Source organism: Vibrio sp. D3, assembly GCF_043995865.1.
In the GTDB taxonomy this organism is placed as follows: domain Bacteria; phylum Pseudomonadota; class Gammaproteobacteria; order Enterobacterales; family Vibrionaceae; genus Vibrio; species Vibrio diabolicus.
The window spans coordinates 2,186,845-2,204,273 of record NZ_CP171887.1 but is presented as its reverse complement, the minus strand read 5'-3'; the positions used below and the strand labels follow the sequence as shown (position 1 = coordinate 2,204,273).

The window sequence follows — 17,429 nt, the reverse complement described above, 5'->3', positions numbered from 1 at the left end:
ATGCTTGAAAATAGATTACTCGAACAGGTCACCGTGGTTTTGGATCGCGCCTCTTACTTCACCTTGAGTTAACACGCGTTTGTCCAGTACCTCTTTCACCTGGTTGCCCAAGTCAACTAATGTATCTCGATTCGCTTGAGTTTGGCGTTTACCTGCACTTCTCAAGCAGTAGTTTAGCTCGTGCTCTTCGCTAAAATTAACCAAATCCCTATCTGCTGCCATCGTGCCTTCTCCTTAATTGTTCTACTTTTTCATAAGTCTGGATTGGATATAGATAAATTCAAGTTAGATTGCGCGAATTATGCTGGTGGATCACCGGTGAACATTATGTTTGCCAACCAAGTCACGATTACGAAGCCTAGCTTAGATGTTATTTGGTCTATTGATGGTTGTTTCTTAACGCCGCTACCAAGGCAGCTCAGTACCATCGTAGTTAATAAATCGACCTGAAAGTTGCGGTGTACTCAGCTCTATCACGTTCGCGAGGCCCTGTGCGGAGATTTGCGTATCTATCAATGCATTTGGTCCGCCCATTGCCGTTTTTACCCAACCAGGATGAAGCGCTAAAACGGTAAATCCTTCAGGTGTTAAATCATTACTCAAGCTTTTAACAACCGAGTTTAGCGCCGCTTTCGATGAACGATAAATATAACCGCCACCGGACGTATTTTCCGTCATGCTCCCCACTTTTGATGAGAGACAAGCAATCTTTTTTATCTTGCCTTGTTGTAAACGTGGGTAACAGTGCTCAACCAGTTTTAACGGTGCAATGGTGTTCACTTCGAGGACTTTACGCCATTCTTCTACGTCAGTGTTTCCAAAGCCGTATCCCTTGGGGCCGTAATATCCCGCATTGTTAATGAGTAAGTCGATGGCGGGGAGCTTATCTGCAAGCAGAGCGACTTGTTCGTAGTGAGTAACATCCAGTTCGTGCAAAACTAGATTGCTGAATTGTGAGGCTAGAGTTTGTAGTTCTGAACTGTTCTCCAAGGAACGACTGGTAGCATGTACTTGGTGGCCTTGCTTCAGGTACAGCTCAGTTAAGCTAAGGCCAATGCCGCGATTTGCTCCGGTAATAAAGACGGTTTGACTCATACAAACACCTATATTTTTTTGATTTCAGTTGGAAGTCATTGTGTTAGCTAAGAGCAATAAAATCAACCAGCCACCACGTACCAACAACGAGAGATGAAAATAGGGACAGAGCACAAAGAGAGCCAAACAGTGCGCCGAGAATAGCAAAGAAAGTAGAATTCATATGTATATTAAATTTAATTGATATTGAAAATCATTATCAATTAAATTGCGTTTTATTCAACCCTTGAAGTTGATACTATTTCGTTACCATTGTTATTAAGAATTTCTCATGCTGCCATTTATCTACCACCCGATTTATTCTCAACTTGAGTTGCCAGAGGGGCATCGTTACCCAATTATGAAATACCAGTACCTCTATGAATCGATATTGGTACATATGGAGAAAGATGACTGGAAAGAGCATGTGCAGTTTTTCCAGCCAGAAGCACTGACTGTTGAGGAAGTAAAACGTGTTCATGACCAGGAATACGTCGACTTGCTAGTGAATGGAAACATGCCAGCTGCGAAGATGCGCCGAATAGGTTTTCCTTGGAGTGAGTCTCTCATTACCAGAACGCTAACTTCAGCAGCGGGCACGGCTTTGACCGCAAATAAAGCACTTGAGTATGGTGTTGCCATTCATTTGAGTGGCGGGTATCACCACGCACACAAAGAGTTTGGCAGTGGTTTTTGTTTATTTAATGACTTAGTGATCGCGGCCAGGCAAGCGCTCGAAGTAGAGCATGTCGATAAAGTATTGATCATTGATAGTGATGTTCATCATGGGGATGGAACAGCAACTTTATGTGACGATGAGCCAGATATAATCACGCTTTCCTTCCACTGTGATAAAAATTTCCCAGCGAGGAAGCCTCAGTCTGATCTAGATGTGCCTTTGGTGCGAGGAACAGGTGATGAGGATTTTTTAATGGCGTTTAAGGAAGTGGTTGAAATGGCACTTAATCTTCATCGTCCTGATTTGGTTATCTACGATGCTGGTGTTGATATACATCAAGACGATGAGCTTGGATATTTTGATGTGTCGACGCAAGGGATTTTAGAGCGTGATAGATTTTTAATGCAAACAATGAAATCGCGAGGTATCCCTGTCGCAGCTGTCGTCGGAGGTGGATATCGAACGAATCATGCAGACCTTGTCCCAATTCATTTGCAGCTCATTAGTGCCGCTAAAGAAGTCTTTGTTGGTAAGTAAATACAACTAGACGTAAGTATCAACCTGATTCAAAACGGGACACTGAAACGAAAAGGTCGTTAATTTCTAAGCGTGCTCTTTCTGAATGTGGCGATTGCTGGGCTTGTATTCAAGGAGGGATTTGTACAAATCTTTTCAAATCTGGATATACGAAAAAGCCCGCTAATTTCTTAGCGGGCTTTTTCTAAATGTGGCGGAGAGATAGGGATTTGAACCCTAGATACGCTATTAACGTATGCCGGTTTTCAAGACCGGTGCTTTCAACCACTCAGCCATCTCTCCGTTGTTGAGGCGCATAATATAAGGCTTTGAAAATGTTGTAAACCCCTAGTTGAACTGATTGGATGTTTACTGCGCAAATTTGTGGTTTGTGTTGTTTAAATAAACAAAAACTCCCCAAAAAGGGGAGTTTGAATAGTATATGGATTGCTAGGTATTAATCGTTTTTAGAATAAAAACGCTGTAACTCAGTTAAACCTTGCATCAAAACTGGCAACTTCGGTGCATCATCTCGAAGTCGTTTGTAATTTCTGTCATACAACTTGTAGTTGCCAAACTTATCGATCACTGTGGTTTGTGAGCTAGTAATTAAGGCAAGCTCACGAGTGTCACCCGCTAGGATCCAACGGCGACGACTTTCGTCAAATAGGTTACGACCACTACTGTAATCATATGGGTTGGAAGATACACCGAGCATATCCTGCAACAACGTGACCGAAAGGTCCAAGTGGCTTGTGCTGTGATTAAATTCACCAGCCAACATTCCTGGCCATTGGATTACCATAGGAACTTGTAACTGATAACGGCTGTAGTTGCTGTTTGCGCCCCAGCTGTTCGTGTTTGTTTCATTAAACTCACTACCGTGATTAGAAGTGATAATCACGATGGTGTTTGTCAATAGTCCATTTTTTTCAAGCTCACCAATAATGCTAGCGATGGTTTTATCCGCTGATTTTACCGCATATTCATAAGCTTTTTGGAAGCGATCACTTGCGGACATTTCTTCGTCATTATTGGAAGGGATCGATTCAAAATTATCAACGGTGGTGACTTCGATGTAACTAAACCATGGTTGACTCGCTTTCTCTGTTAACCATGTATTCCAGTTCGCGATAGATTGCTTATCGGTATGAGCTTGTGTGCCATCGAGGTCTTCCGCTAGTTTTAAGTCGCGGAAAATAATCTCTGAGTAGAGATCATCTTCAAACCCGCTGCCACTGAATAAGCCGAAGTTGTAACCCTGATCTTTCAGTACATCGAGTAACACCGGCGAAGCACCTTGCGCCTTGATGCTTGAGGCGTAACTGGTTGGTAAGCCGTAGAACAAACCGAAAGCCCCGTAAGTATCATTACTTGAACTGTAATGATTACGGAAGTTCTGATTGTTTTCGGCAAACTCATAGAGGTTAGGCATCTCTTCTGGATTCAGCGCGTCTGCACGCAGGTTATTTACGCTGATCATCAACACGTTGAGCTTATTGACTCGACGGTTAAACTCTAGCTTTTCTAGAGGGTAATTGACTAACTCTACGTTGCCTTCATTTTCCGCTAAGCGTTTTAGGTATTCCTCACGGTCAAGTAGACCATGTTTTTCCATAAAACTCTTTGCCGTCATCGGGTAAGACAATGGGAAGTTTGAACGCTGACTGGTAATTGGGTTGTAGAAGTATGCATCTGCCCAAATATAAACCAAATGGCTGGTCATAAAACTGAGGAAAAATACAGCTGCTAGAGGACGTCCTACGTGCTTATGAGAAAGTTTGCGCTGTTTTCGCCATACCCATTCGGATAGAGCGAGCTGAATAAGGAAGATCAGCGGCATTACAACAAACAGATGTTGAAGATCAGTGCTGAGTGCACTTTTATCTTCGCTGAATAGTAACTCCCAAACGACAGGAGTTAAGTGCAAATTGATCGACTGATACGCTTGGGTATCAATCAATAATATGGTTTGCCCAACGGTCGCGAAAATCACTGCCACCAAACGGAACAATTTCCGCGATGGCAGGATAAACGTTAACGGGAATAGAACGAGCAAGTAAAGCGCGAAAACTAGAAAGCCAAAGTGACCAACCCAAGAAACCGCCAGATAAAACTGACCAAGTAACGTCTCGGGCCAAGGAGACTGAACAATGTAGCGTGTGCCTATCAACATCGATGCAACGATATTGAAGAATGCAAACCAGTGACCCCAACCAACCAGTCGAGATACACGTTCGCCGTATGAGTTTCCGCTGTCTACCATGTATGTGTTCTATTGTCCGTTATTAGTGTGTTTTTGGTGTTTCTAAAGAAGACATCAGCGCCTGAGCAAATTTTTCAGCAATCGCTTTGCGTTGTGAAGCAGCAACACGTTGATTTAAGACATTGGTTGCGATATTTCCGGCAATCATTAGCGTCAACTCAGGAGAAGCAGCGTGTTTTTCAAGAACTGTTGCTACTTCAGCAAGAATTTTCTCTACTTGCTCGTCAGTATATTTAGATGTAATCGGCATAAAGACTCTAATAATGATAGTAAAAGCGGCTTATGATAACCTACAATGCCCATCAACTAAAACCTTGTAGCAAGATAAAATCACTATGAGCCTTCATCTTTCAAACGTTATTCTGCATCAACTGTGCAAAAACGATCAGGACGAGCTAGTTGTAAACTTTCGTCCAGCATCATTAGAGAACGATGCATCTACTGAAAACTTAGTCGCTGAGCTTCACCGAGTATTCCATTCTAAAGCTGGTAAAGGTTTTGGCTCTTTCCAGTCAGACAGCGAATTTCAATTTTGGCTTCAAGAAATGCGCAAAGGAGAGCGAGATTTTTACGACTTCTCACAAATTAGTGCAAATCGCTTGAAAGAAGAGTTGATTAAGTACCCATTTGCGGATGAAGGTATTTTGGTTTTCGCTGAGTATCAGAGTTTAGCAACGGACTACTTGTTCATCGGTATCTTACCAATGAACCAAAGTTTAAAAGTGACCGAAGGTTTGGACATCAGTGCGACGGATTACCTAGATATCACCAAAATGGATATTGCGGCCCGCATTGACTTGTCGAGCTACGACACTGACAAGGAATCTAATCGTTACTTGCAATACATCAAGGGACGCGTCGGCCGTAAAGTGGCGGATTTCTTCCTAGATTTCCTGCAAGCGGACATCGGCTTAGATACTAAACAACAAAACTTAGTGTTGATGCAGGCAGTGGATGATTTTTGTGCTGACTCGAAGCTAGAAAAGCAAGAAGTGAACGAGTACAAGAAACAAGTTTACGATTACTGCAATGAGCAAATTAAATCCGGTGATGAGGTTCAAATCTCAGAGCTTTCTGGAGAGCTTCCTCCAAGCCAAGATGGCACAAGCTTTATGGATTTCACCAAAGAGCAAGGGTACGAACTTGAAGAATCTTTCCCAGGTGACCGTGCGACGGTTCGCAAACTGACTAAATTTGTTGGCGCTGGCGGTGGCTTGAATATTAGCTTTGATAGCCTATTGCTTGGCGAGCGTATTTTTTATGACCCAGAGACGGATACCTTAACGATTAAAGGTACGCCACCAAATCTAAAAGATCAGTTGAGTCGCAACTAAAACCATATCGTCAAATTAAGAGAGCCAATGGCTCTCTTTTTTTATGTGAATAAGAAACATCCATAGTATATGCTTGTAATTAATGGAGATATGCGAGGGGCGAGTGTTGCTGAAGCTAAAAGAAGGAATGAGGCGGTTTGTTTGGTTCTGGTTCGTTTTATGGTGTGTTTTAGCGCTAGGGATTTGGTTGCAAGCCAAACAAACGATTCAAACCATTTCAACAGTGAATGAGCTAGGAAGCAAAGTCGAAGAAGTCAGACATTTTTTTAACTTCGATCTGCCTTATCGTGTTAAGCACGTCGACCAAGTTTCACTAAAACTTCAGTTAGCCTATGCAGTTCGCTTACAGCTTGAAAGTGAGTTTTCTGAAGGAAAAATCACACCAGATATTACTCAATTGCTTTATGCGACCGATCGATTTTTAGAAAGTGCTCGAGCCTTTGTAGGAAGTGACAGTGAGCTAGTCTCATTAGCCGAGCAGTTGCGAAGAAGCCGCGCCCGAGATGAAAACTCTGAGCAAATTCAATCAATGTACTATCGCTTAGGCGCACTTGTTTTGGAGTCTATTTTTAGTGACTCAGCAACGAATAGCGATACTTATCGTGATTTAGACCGACTCTTTATCGAGTCGGACACGCTTTCTCCTCAAGAGCGAAGTGCTTTTCAGCGTCAACTAGCCCAGACTTCAAGCGCGCTATCTGCCAAGGCGCAAGGCAGCTATCTAGTTAATCAACTGCTTAATCCTGATTTCCCGAACCAGTTAACTTCGATAAATGACCAGTTGGAACAAAAGTTGATGACCTTTGTTACTTGGTTGTCAGTAATCAGTGGTTTATTTCTTTCTCTTATTTCATGGGGGCTTTTCTCCCAAAGAACCGTTCAGCCGCTAATACCATCAAGAGCAGAGGATAAAGAGTCTGAGAAAGTTGGTGGGTCTTACGTTGTTTTTTCTGCTCAGTCCGAAATCTCTCAAAGCAGCCAAGTTAACGAACAGAGCCCTAATGAGCCGAACACATCGCAAGTGGAAGTCGTGGAACGTGAGCCGTATATAGATATCAATAAGATGCTGGACTCGCTATCGGGAGATGAAAGCGCGGTGCGAATGTTACTTGAAGTCTTTATTCAGGATCACTCTGGCGATGGTTCAAAAATGCATCGGCTATTAGAAGAGGATAAAGAGCAAGCGCAAAGAGCGGCTCATAGTCTTAAAGGGGTCTCGGGAAGTTTAGGGGCAATGCCATTGCACTGCATTTCGGGTGATATTGAACTGTTGATTAAACAAGGGCAAAAAGTGCCGGAAGAGAAACTGACACGTTTAGATGATGTCCTAAAGCAAACCATACTTTTCGCTAACCACGTTCTCAATAGTGAAAAGATACAAGAAGCGCTAACAGATTGATATTGCTCTGACTTACAATCATCAGAGTTGGGGTATTAAAGGCCCGAACTATATGACTTAGTTCGCTTTATTCCTGTTCCATACAATTTGTTAAAGGTACTTTCATGTCCGTTCGTCGATTGTCTTCAATGATGTTGATAGGGTTGGTTGTGATGCTTTCAGGGTGCTCCCTGTTAGAAGTGAAAATCGAGAGTCAAACCGTCCCTCTTACCAAACAAGAGCTTAATATGCGTCTCCTGACTCGTGAGTATGCGCAACAGTTTTTTGCTCAGGTAGAGCAAGCTGCTGATGCATTGCACGATCAATATGAGCCGCATGATAAAGTCCATCAATCTTATATTTTGCTTTGGAAGATAAATGCTGAAGAAGGTCTTCAAGCAGCAGCATACCAAGTCTCGCCAATGGCAGCACTGATTGATACTTGGACTTTTACGCTACAGATGGATCAATTCTTTACGACTGGCCCTGGTAATGAACTGTTTGCGACAGATGAGGCAAAGTTAGTTTCTGCTCACTTAGCGAAAGAGGTGGATAAACTGGCTCAATCTCTGTTGAAACAAGAAGCGTACATCAAGACACAAGCGTTTGTTGCAGAGTTCGTTAAGCAACATCCATTCGCGGACTTAAGTATGATCAGGACGCCAGCTTACCGTGGGTGGTTAGATGCGAATCAAATTAGCGAGGAAGAGGCAGTGACTACGCTAGGTACAATGCCAGAAGCATTAGGGGATGTCTCGGATCGTCTAAGCCTTGTATCAGAACAGACCCCCAAAATTATGACTTGGAAGGCGCAGTTATTAGCATTAAATAGCTCTGCCAGCATCGAAAAAGTTAATGCTGCGCTAAATAGCCTACAAGTTACGGCTGATTCGATGAAGGACTTTATTGATAACAATCCAGAGTACATGCGCTATTTGGCAGAGCAAATGGCGGTGGAGTTACAACCTTTGGTTGACGATATTGACCAAAAAACGCAAGCGCGTTTATCTCAATTGGGTGAGGAGCGCCAAGCTTTAGAGCTGATGGTAGCCAGAGAGCGCCAAGAAATCGCGCAGATCATTACCCATGAGCGTGAGAAGTTTGCTCAAGATATGGACCGAGTCTCGCAGGAAGTGGTCAGTTTAGCGATGACCAAGCTGATTGAGCTCGTTAAAAGTACCATTATCTACTTCATCTTGTTCATTGCCGTTATATTCTTTGCACCACTTGGCTTGGGCTATTGGTTTGGTAAGCGTGCAGCAGTGAAAACGCAAGTCAAACAAAGTTAACGTTTGGTTGAGATATAAAAAAGAGCGCTAATGCGCTCTTTTTCTTTGTCTTTCACTCGGAAGAGAGATTCTTCCTATCTATGCGAACTCAAGCGGTTTGCTGCTTCAGTTCACCTTCTGCTTGTTCAACTGCTTCCGCTGTTGGTTCGCATTTATCAACAAACCAACCCATGTAGGAGCTGATGATAGTCACGATGATACATACAAAGCTTAGCCACATGAACGGTGCGTAAGATAGTGTCGCAACACCCAGAATACTTGCCATGTAGATACCATTGTCACTCCATGGAACCATACCAGATGTTAATGTGCCGCCGAACTCTGCGTTACGAGACAAGTTCTTACGTTTGTAGCCTAGGCGATCGTAGTTCTTCGCACAGATTTTTGGTGTCAGGATAAGTGAAACGTACATCGCTGAACCAAATACGTTCCCCATAAAGGCTGTACCGATTGTACTTGTTGCCAGTGAACCTGCACTTTGAACGCGTTTTTCAAACAGCTTAGCGATAGTTTCTAACACACCCACTTTATCTAGTAGACCACCAAAACCAAGGCCGAATACGATAACTGCTACCGAGCCAAGCATTGAAGACATGCCGCCACGGTTAAGAATGGAGTCAATGAAATCTACGCCTGAAGAAATCGCAAACGGAGCCCAAGCGGTGTTGAACGCGGTTAGGAAGTCCACATCTTGAATCATTACTGCCCAAATAATACCGAGCAGAGAACCAAAACTGATCACTGGGAATGAAGGCATACGCATTGCTAGAAGTGACAATACGATGATCACAGGAACAAATGAGTAAGGCGTGATGTAGAATTGCTGCTCCATCGCTTTAATTACAGAGTCTACCTGGCTCATGTCAACTTGACCTGCGTAGTGGAAACCAAATGCAGTAAACATAATGCCTGTAATAATGTAGCTAATGAGTGCGATCGGCAGCATGCCTTTAATATGTTCCATTACTTCAACGTTAGACATAGATGAAGCAAGGATGACGGAATCCGATAGAGGCGACATTTTGTCACCAAAGTAACAACCTGAAAGCACCGCACCAGCTGTAATTGGTGCAGGAACGCCAAGGCCTTGGCCAATACCCATCATCGCAATACCAGCAGTACCAGCAGCGCCCCAAGAGGTGCCAGTCGCTAGCGCAGTCAATGAACAGATGATCATGGTTGCGAGCAAAAAGATAGAAGGGTGAATTGCTTTAAGGCCGTAGTAAATGATGGTTGGAACAATACCACCAGAGATCCACGTACCAACAAGCGCGCCAACGGCAAGAAGAATTAAGACGGCTCCAAGTCCATTGGAAATGCCATTTAGTGCAGCTTTTTCCAGATCTTTGTACTGATGACCAAGCTTAATGCCTAATATCATGATAATGAACCAACCGATGTACAGCGCTAGCTGGATCGGTAGGTCTAGCTTGGCAGTGAACGAAAATGCCAGCAGTAGAAATAAACCGAGCGAGATAAATACCTGTATCAAGCTTGGTAGGCGTGGTGTAACTTGCTTCATATGTGCCTCTGTCAATCTTGGAGCAATAGAGGAAGGCGCTCCTTGTTGTAATCGCGCATAACATACATTAACAAAAATTATATTTCGAATATTTGGTGTTTTATCTTGATGTTCGTCGGCAAAAACGTTTGCTTGTGAAATTAACTGTTAGTTTGTTTTAACTTTTTTGGTTTTAAATGTTGTGTAATGTGAAATTATTGTGCTTCATGTGTTATTTTATCACTGAGTGGTAAGACCAATTTGGAGTAACAGGGCTTTCCCTACTTGAAAAATGGCCGAAATCGCAAACCAAACACTAAAAAATCTCGTTTAACACGAATTTTCATAGGAAAAGGTTAAAAAATAGGCTTATTTACAAAATAGGGGTTGAGATTTTGATGCGAAAAATTAACTATGGGGTAGGTTTTTTAATACATGGAGAGTTAATACGATGAGAGTTGGTTTAGTTGGTTGGCGCGGTATGGTTGGTTCAGTCCTTATGCAGCGTATGGTTGAAGAGAAAGACTTCGACCTAATCGAACCAGTATTCTACAGTACTTCTCAAGTTGGTATTCCTGCTCCTAACTTAGGAAAAGACGCAGGCTTACTGCAAGACGCGTATGATATTGAAAGCTTAAAACAGCTTGATGCGGTAATTACATGTCAAGGTGGTAGCTACACAGAAAAAGTTTACCCAGCACTTCGACAAGCCGGTTGGAAAGGCTACTGGATTGACGCAGCATCTACGTTACGTATGGCGGAAGATTCCATCATCACGCTTGATCCTGTGAACTTAAAGCAAATCCAACAAGGCATCCACGGTGGCACGAACACATTTGTTGGTGGTAACTGTACGGTTAGTTTAATGCTAATGGGTCTAGGTGGCTTATTCGAGAAAGGCCTTGTTGAGTGGACAAGCGCAATGACGTACCAAGCCGCTTCTGGTGCTGGCGCGCAAAACATGCGTGAACTGATCTCGCAAATGGGCGTTATCAATGACTCTGTAAGTTCCGAACTTGCAAACCCATCAAGCTCTATCCTAGATATTGATAAAAAAGTTGCAGACACAATGCGCAGCGGTTCTTTCCCTACCGATAAATTCGGTGTACCATTAGCTGGCTCGCTTATTCCGTGGATCGATGTGAAACGTGATAACGGTCAGAGTAAAGAAGAGTGGAAAGCGGGCGCAGAGGCAAACAAAATCTTGGGCTCACAAAGCTCGCCTGTGCCAATTGATGGTACTTGTGTCCGTATTGGTGCGATGCGCTGTCACTCTCAAGCTCTCACTATCAAGCTTAAGCAAAATGTCCCAATGGATGAAATCGAAGAAATCATCGCCACTCATAACGACTGGGTTAAAGTGATTCCTAACGATCGTGACATTACTGCGCAAGAACTTACACCTGCAAAAGTAACAGGCACTATGTCCGTACCAGTAGGTCGTCTACGTAAGATGGCAATGGGTGATGACTTCCTAAATGCTTTCACTGTTGGTGACCAACTACTATGGGGCGCAGCAGAACCATTGCGTCGTACGTTACGCATTATTCTTTCTGAGAAAGCATAATCACATCAATCTTTGTTTGATGACAAAATAAAAGAGCTCCCTAGGGAGCTCTTTTTTATGCTTCGTCTTCTCCACGAACAACGCGTTTATCAGGATCGGCCAGTTCACTACCACAGTGTTTACAGTAAGTCGCATCAGAGTCGTGCCCGGCGTGAGAACAGTTCGGACACTTCACTAATACTTTGTGCGATTGCATTTCTTGGTGAAGCTCTGCTGTGAAAATACCAGTAGGGACCGCCAAAATTGAATAACCCAACAACATGGTGAGTGAGGCAAGTCCTTTTCCGAGATCTGTTTGAGGTACCAAGTCACCATATCCAACCGTTGTGATGGTCACAATAGCCCAATAAATACTTTTCGGAATGCTAGTAAATCCGTTTTCAGGCCCCTCAATGACAAAAATCAGTGACCCAAAGATCGTGACCATAATGGCGACAGAGCTAAAGAAGATAAAAATCTTTCTGCGCGCCATCAGTAGAGAGCGTAAGAGGATGTTGGACTCTTGAAGATAGCGGACCAACTTGAGTATGCGGAATATTCGCATGACTCGTAGTGCTCTTATTACGCCCATAAAGGAGGCAGAAGGGAAAAACAGTGCTAAGTAAGTAGGTAAAATCGCGAGTAAATCAACGACGCCATAAAAGCTTTTCGCATAGGCGGCTGGTTTTGGAGAGCAATAAAGCCGGAGAAAATACTCAATAGTGAATAAACCGGTAAAAGTGTACTCCAAGTATTTCAGCTCTTTTGCCCACTCGGCGCGTACGGATGGTATTGAGTCTAATACCAGCACGATTAGAGAACTGATAATCGCGATAATGAGTGCAATATCGAAGGTTCGACCAGCTTTGGTATGAGTACCAAAAATGGTGACATAAAGAGTATGTTTGAGAGAGTCAGTCGTCATGACAAAGCGATCCATTGTTGAATCGCTCTATCATACAATTTTATAGAAACTCAGGCTAATCCTGGAAATAAGTTGCGTAAACCATTGGCGATAAACTCAATACCCAATGCGCCTAATATCAAACCCATGATACGGGTAATGACGTTGATACCAGTTTGGCCCAAAAATCGCACGATCAGTGGGGCAGAGCGGAACAACAGCCACGAGCATAGACAGAACAAGCCAATTGTAATGCTGATGCCTACCGTATCAAACATGCTTGGGTAGCGTGCACCGTAAACAATAGTCGAACTGATTGCGCCTGGTCCTGCCATTAGCGGCATCGCAAGAGGAACAACACCGATCTGCTCGCGACTCACGTATTCTGATTTTTCTTGTTTGTTTTGTTTATCTTCCCCCAGTTTACCGCTCATCATCGAGAACGCGATGCTAAGCAGCAGTAGCCCACCTGCAACACGAAACGAATCCAGAGAAATGCTGAACATATCTAATAGTAACTGGCCAGCAAAGAGCGAAATGATCAGGATGATCGCAACAGCCACGTTCGCTGTGGTTGCCGTATTGCGCTTTTCGTCTGGTGTCATATGTCCGGTTAGTGACACAAACACAGGCATGATACCAACAGGGTTTACTGCGGCGACCAAACCAAGAAAAAACTGCAAGAAGATAGCAAGTTCAAAAGTTTGCATGTTGCGTACTCATTAAAGTTCACATTAGTGAAAAGGAGAAGGGGTATTTGGGCGTAATGTAAGGCAAAAGTTGGGTTGGAAGAAATGAAAAAAACTAACGCATTTCCTACTGTTTTAGTGAGAAAAACTAATTCTTTAATAAACTGTATCTAATCTGGAAAAGAATTGTTGCGTATAAAGTTGCTGTCAAAGCGTGCTGTTTTACATAAACGTTAACATTCGCACACTTTTGATAAAAACTAAGGTGGTTTGTAGAGAGATGTATTCGGTTCGATATACTCTCAGTAGCACAAGGAATTGGGCCTACATGTAATTTTGTTGGCTAAAAATGAAACTTTTTTACAGGTTGTTGTAGTTTCTTTTATTTATTTGTCTATTTGCTTCTTTTTTGTTCAATAAAAAGTGAAGATTAATTTATTTGTTTATCAGTGAGTTATGTCGTTTTAGTGTGATGGGGCACCACTTTGGTGGTATTTAGGTCGTGAGAACTGATCCAAGTCAATTTTTTTCACACTCTGAAATATTATACTCAGTCCTGAAAGCAATTTACTAAGACGTTTGTTTTCTAAGTGACTGATAAACAGTAAAAACGATAAGTAATAGCCTTAGTAAAAAGTTTTTAATATTTGTTAATTTTAGGAGATTCCCTATGCCTGTAACTAATATGGCTGAACTAGATGCAATGATTGCTCGCGTTAAGAAAGCGCAAGAAGAGTTCGCTACTTACTCTCAAGAGCAAGTAGACAAAATCTTCCGTGCAGCATCGCTTGCAGCTAACCAAGCCCGTATCCCGCTAGCTCAACAAGCGGTTGAAGAATCTGGTATGGGTATTGTTGAAGATAAAGTAATCAAGAACCACTTCGCTTCTGAGTTTATCTACAACAAATACAAAGACGAACAAACGTGTGGCATCCTAGAAGAGGATGACAACCTAGGCACTATGACTATCGCTGAGCCTGTAGGTATCATCTGCGGTATCGTACCAACGACTAACCCTACATCTACAGCGATCTTCAAATCTCTAATCTCTCTGAAGACTCGTAACGGTATCATCTTCTCACCACACCCACGTGCGAAAAACTCGACTAACGACGCAGCGAAACTGGTTCTAGACGCAGCAGTAGCAGCGGGTGCACCAAAAGACATCATCGGTTGGATCGACCAACCTTCTGTTGAGCTTTCTAACGCTCTTATGAAACACGATGACATTGCTCTTATCCTTGCAACTGGTGGCCCAGGCATGGTTAAAGCAGCTTACTCTTCTGGTAAACCAGCAATCGGTGTAGGTGCAGGTAACGTTCCTGTTGTTATCGACGAAACTGCTGACATCAAACGTGCAGTGGCTTCTATCCTGATGTCTAAGACTTTCGACAACGGCGTAGTATGTGCTTCTGAGCAGGCTGCAATCGTCGTTGATGAAGTGTACGACGAAGTAAAAGAGCGTTTTGCTTCTCACAAAGCTTACGTACTAAGCAAAGCAGAAGCAGAAAAAGTTCGTAAAGTTCTTCTTATCGATGGCGCGCTAAACGCGAAAATCGTAGGTCAGCCAGCAGCGGCAATCGCTGAAATGGCAGGCGTTAAAGTTCCAGCAGACACGAAAGTCCTTGTTGGTGAAGGTCTAGGTAAAGTGTCTCACGATGACGCATTCGCTCACGAGAAACTATCTCCAACTCTAGGTCTATTCCGTGCTGACAACTTCGAAGACGCGGTTGCTCAAGCGGTAACTATGGTTGAGATTGGTGGTATCGGCCACACATCTGGTCTTTACACTAACCAAGATACTAACGCTGACCGTATCCGTTACTTCGGTGACAAGATGAAGACAGCTCGTATCCTAATCAACATCCCGACTACTCACGGTGGTATCGGTGACTTGTACAACTTCAACGTTGCGCCTTCTCTAACTCTAGGTTGTGGTTCATGGGGTGGTAACTCTATCTCTGAGAACGTAGGTCCTAAACACCTAATCAACAAGAAAACTGTAGCGAAGCGAGCTGAAAACATGTTGTGGCATAAACTACCTAAGTCAATCTACTTCCGTCGTGGTAGCCTTCCAATTGCTCTAGGCGACCTAGAAGGTAAGAAGCGCGCATTCTTAGTAACTGACCGTTTCCTATTCAACAATGGTTACGCAGATGACGTAGTAAGCCTACTTAAGGCTCAAGGCATGGAAGTTCAAACATTCTTCGATGTTGAAGCTGACCCAACGCTTTCTGTAGTAGAGAAAGGTGCGGCTCAAATGGCTAGCTACCAACCAGACGTTATCCTAGCGCTAGGTGGTGGTTCACCAATGGATGCTGCGAAGATCATGTGGGTAATGTACGAGCACCCAGAAACTCACTTCGAAGAACTAGCAATGCGCTTTATGGACATCCGTAAACGTATTTACAAGTTCCCTAAAATGGGTCAAAAAGCTGAGCTTGTATGTATCACTACAACTTCAGGTACTGGTTCAGAAGTTACACCATTTGCGGTTGTTACTGACGACAAGACTGGTGCTAAATACCCACTAGCTGACTACGAAATCACGCCAAACATGGCTATCGTTGATGCTAACCTAGTGATGAACATGCCTAAGTCTCTAACAGCATTTGGTGGTTACGATGCAGTAACTCACGCTCTAGAAGCTTACGTATCTGTTCTTGCGAACGAATACTCAGATGGTCAGGCTCTACAAGCACTTAAGATGCTAAAAGAATACTTACCTTCAAGCTACGCGAACGGCGCTAACGACCCAATCGCTCGTGAGAAAGTACACAACGCCGCAACTATCGCTGGTGTGGCATTTGCTAACGCATTCCTAGGTGTTTGTCACTCAATGGCGCACAAACTAGGTGCTGAGTTCCACATTCCACATGGCCTAGCAAACGCACTACTTATCTCTAACGTTGTACGTTACAACGCGAACGATAACCCAACTAAACAAACAGCGTTCTCTCAATACGACCGCCCACAAGCACGTCGTCGTTACGCTGAAGTTGCTGACCACTTAGGTCTAAGCCAAGCTGGTGACCGTACTGCTCAGAAAATTGAACGTCTACTAGCATGGTTGGATGAGCTAAAAGTGAACCTAGACATCCCAATGTCTATCCAAGCGGCAGGCGTAGCTGAAGCAGACTTTATCGCGAAACTTGATGAGCTAGCAGTTGAAGCGTTCGATGACCAATGTACTGGTGCGAACCCTCGCTACCCACTAATTAGCGAACTTAAAGATGTGTTAATGGCTTCTTACTACGGTAAAGCATTCGTTGAAGGTGAAACTTTCGAAGGTACAACAGTTATCAAGAAGAAAGCAGACCAAGAAGCAGCGAAAGCGGCGCCTAAAGCAAAGAAAGAAAAAGCTGACGCGTAATTAAGAGTCGTGTGAGTAAGGTTTTCGCTAGCACGAAACCTTAACCGGGAAAAGTAAAAGCCCCAGTCATTTGACTGGGGCTTTTTTTGTTGAAAGAGTCGAGTCATAGCGATCCGTTGACGCAACAAACACGTTGTCCATTCATACTTCAGTAGCAACCACTCTGCCACTAAAATACTCATTTGATACGATATATGCGGTATTGCGAACCAATTCATCTTGGATCTCGGCCCAGTGTCTTTCGTTAAGTTCTTCTCTTGTATGGTTTACCGAAGGAATGACGCCACCCACCCGAATATTAAATGGAGTGAGCTCTTTTGCCCAGCTGTGAGTAAAACCTGACACCAAAGCAGCCATGCTTTCGACTCCCGTTAAATCTTCATGGCTGTCATGGGAAATGACGTTAACAATTACCCCTTTCTTATTTCTAGCGCGAAATCGTTCGGCTCCCACCTGGCCATAGGTGTAGAGGAAACGTGCTGCAGAAGACAAGTGATCAATGTAAGTACTCATAGGTTCGGGAGCCATCAAGCCTGGCATGGGAGAGCTCGTCCAGCAGTTGACTATTACGTCTGGTGTCGCACGCAGCTGCGATTCTATTTGATCAAACAGTAAGTTAATGGACGTTGTGTTATCACTGCACACATTCATCGCATAGACTTTATCTGTGAAGGCACTAATCTGCTCATAGCTCGCTTTTAGAGCGCTAGAGTTTTGGTCACAAAGAATCAACGTCGCTCCAAGGTGAGCAAAGTGACTAGCACAAGTCCTTCCTATAACAGAACCTGCAGACGTGACGAGAATAATTGATTCTTTAATATCCATAACACCTTCACTGTATCCCTGTGTGAAAAAAATACACCAGTGGTTTGTGCTATTA

General features: G+C 43.4%; 14 protein-coding genes and 1 tRNA gene. 6 read left to right on the top strand and 9 right to left on the bottom strand.

Annotation, left to right across the window (positions count from 1 at the left end):
- Window positions 1-15: 15 nt before the first annotated feature.
- Complete coding sequence (locus ACHFJ9_RS18145) at window positions 16-222, bottom strand: hypothetical protein (protein ID WP_005380717.1); 207 nt, start codon at window positions 220-222, stop codon at window positions 16-18.
- A gap of 183 nt (window positions 223-405) precedes the next feature.
- Complete coding sequence (locus ACHFJ9_RS18140; protein ID WP_395355802.1) at window positions 406-1,095, bottom strand: SDR family oxidoreductase; 690 nt, start codon at window positions 1,093-1,095, stop codon at window positions 406-408.
- 271 nt (window positions 1,096-1,366) lie between these two features.
- Between ACHFJ9_RS18140 and ACHFJ9_RS18135 the strand changes: the two genes are divergently transcribed.
- Window positions 1,367-2,290 (top strand): histone deacetylase, encoded by a 924-nt coding sequence (locus ACHFJ9_RS18135; protein WP_395355800.1) that lies wholly within the window; start codon window positions 1,367-1,369, stop codon window positions 2,288-2,290.
- A 191-nt stretch (window positions 2,291-2,481) separates the two neighbouring features.
- Here ACHFJ9_RS18135 and ACHFJ9_RS18130 read toward each other — a convergent pair.
- The 3 genes from ACHFJ9_RS18130 to ACHFJ9_RS18120 form a co-directional block, all read right to left on the bottom strand.
- Window positions 2,482-2,572 (bottom strand) — tRNA-Ser (locus ACHFJ9_RS18130).
- Between the two features lie 154 nt (window positions 2,573-2,726).
- Window positions 2,727-4,535: a DUF3413 domain-containing protein gene (locus tag ACHFJ9_RS18125; protein WP_258628621.1), complete on the bottom strand. Its 1,809-nt coding sequence runs from the start codon at window positions 4,533-4,535 to the stop codon at window positions 2,727-2,729.
- Between the two features lie 22 nt (window positions 4,536-4,557).
- A complete protein-coding gene (locus tag ACHFJ9_RS18120) occupies window positions 4,558-4,785 on the bottom strand; it encodes a YejL family protein (protein WP_005380722.1) in 228 nt (75 codons plus the stop codon).
- Window positions 4,786-4,870: 85 nt separating this feature from the next.
- On the opposite strand from ACHFJ9_RS18120, the gene yejK reads away from it, so the two are divergent.
- From yejK to ACHFJ9_RS18105, 3 genes are all read left to right on the top strand, one after another.
- A complete protein-coding gene (gene yejK, locus ACHFJ9_RS18115) occupies window positions 4,871-5,869 on the top strand; it encodes a nucleoid-associated protein YejK (RefSeq protein WP_005396521.1) in 999 nt (332 codons plus the stop codon).
- 82 nt (window positions 5,870-5,951) lie between these two features.
- On the top strand, window positions 5,952-7,268 hold the full coding sequence (locus tag ACHFJ9_RS18110; protein WP_258628619.1) for an Hpt domain-containing protein: 1,317 nt from the start codon (window positions 5,952-5,954) through the stop codon (window positions 7,266-7,268).
- Between the two features lie 104 nt (window positions 7,269-7,372).
- Window positions 7,373-8,536: a chemotaxis protein gene (locus tag ACHFJ9_RS18105; protein ID WP_065645115.1), complete on the top strand. Its 1,164-nt coding sequence runs from the start codon at window positions 7,373-7,375 to the stop codon at window positions 8,534-8,536.
- A gap of 88 nt (window positions 8,537-8,624) precedes the next feature.
- Here the strand turns inward: ACHFJ9_RS18105 and nhaC are convergent, their stop codons facing one another.
- The gene (nhaC, locus tag ACHFJ9_RS18100; RefSeq protein ID WP_005396525.1) at window positions 8,625-10,058 is read right to left on the bottom strand and encodes a Na+/H+ antiporter NhaC; all 1,434 of its coding nucleotides are present in this window, start codon (window positions 10,056-10,058) and stop codon (window positions 8,625-8,627) included.
- Between the two features lie 430 nt (window positions 10,059-10,488).
- On the opposite strand from nhaC, the gene asd reads away from it, so the two are divergent.
- A complete protein-coding gene (gene asd / locus ACHFJ9_RS18095; RefSeq protein ID WP_005396526.1) occupies window positions 10,489-11,604 on the top strand; it encodes an aspartate-semialdehyde dehydrogenase in 1,116 nt (371 codons plus the stop codon).
- Between the two features lie 55 nt (window positions 11,605-11,659).
- Here the strand turns inward: asd and ACHFJ9_RS18090 are convergent, their stop codons facing one another.
- Both ACHFJ9_RS18090 and ACHFJ9_RS18085 read right to left on the bottom strand, forming a co-directional pair.
- Complete coding sequence (locus ACHFJ9_RS18090) at window positions 11,660-12,523, bottom strand: ion transporter (RefSeq protein WP_005396527.1); 864 nt, start codon at window positions 12,521-12,523, stop codon at window positions 11,660-11,662.
- 35 nt (window positions 12,524-12,558) lie between these two features.
- Window positions 12,559-13,197, bottom strand: coding sequence for a YchE family NAAT transporter (locus ACHFJ9_RS18085; protein ID WP_005396528.1), 639 nt, complete (start codon window positions 13,195-13,197; stop codon window positions 12,559-12,561).
- 649 nt (window positions 13,198-13,846) lie between these two features.
- On the opposite strand from ACHFJ9_RS18085, the gene adhE reads away from it, so the two are divergent.
- Window positions 13,847-16,549 (top strand): bifunctional acetaldehyde-CoA/alcohol dehydrogenase, encoded by a 2,703-nt coding sequence (gene adhE / locus ACHFJ9_RS18080; protein ID WP_012841564.1) that lies wholly within the window; start codon window positions 13,847-13,849, stop codon window positions 16,547-16,549.
- Between the two features lie 141 nt (window positions 16,550-16,690).
- On the opposite strand, the gene ACHFJ9_RS18075 is transcribed toward adhE, so the two are convergent.
- Window positions 16,691-17,374, bottom strand: a complete 684-nt coding sequence (locus ACHFJ9_RS18075; protein ID WP_046874522.1) for an SDR family oxidoreductase — start codon at window positions 17,372-17,374, stop codon at window positions 16,691-16,693.
- Between the last annotated feature and the right edge of the window lie 55 nt (window positions 17,375-17,429).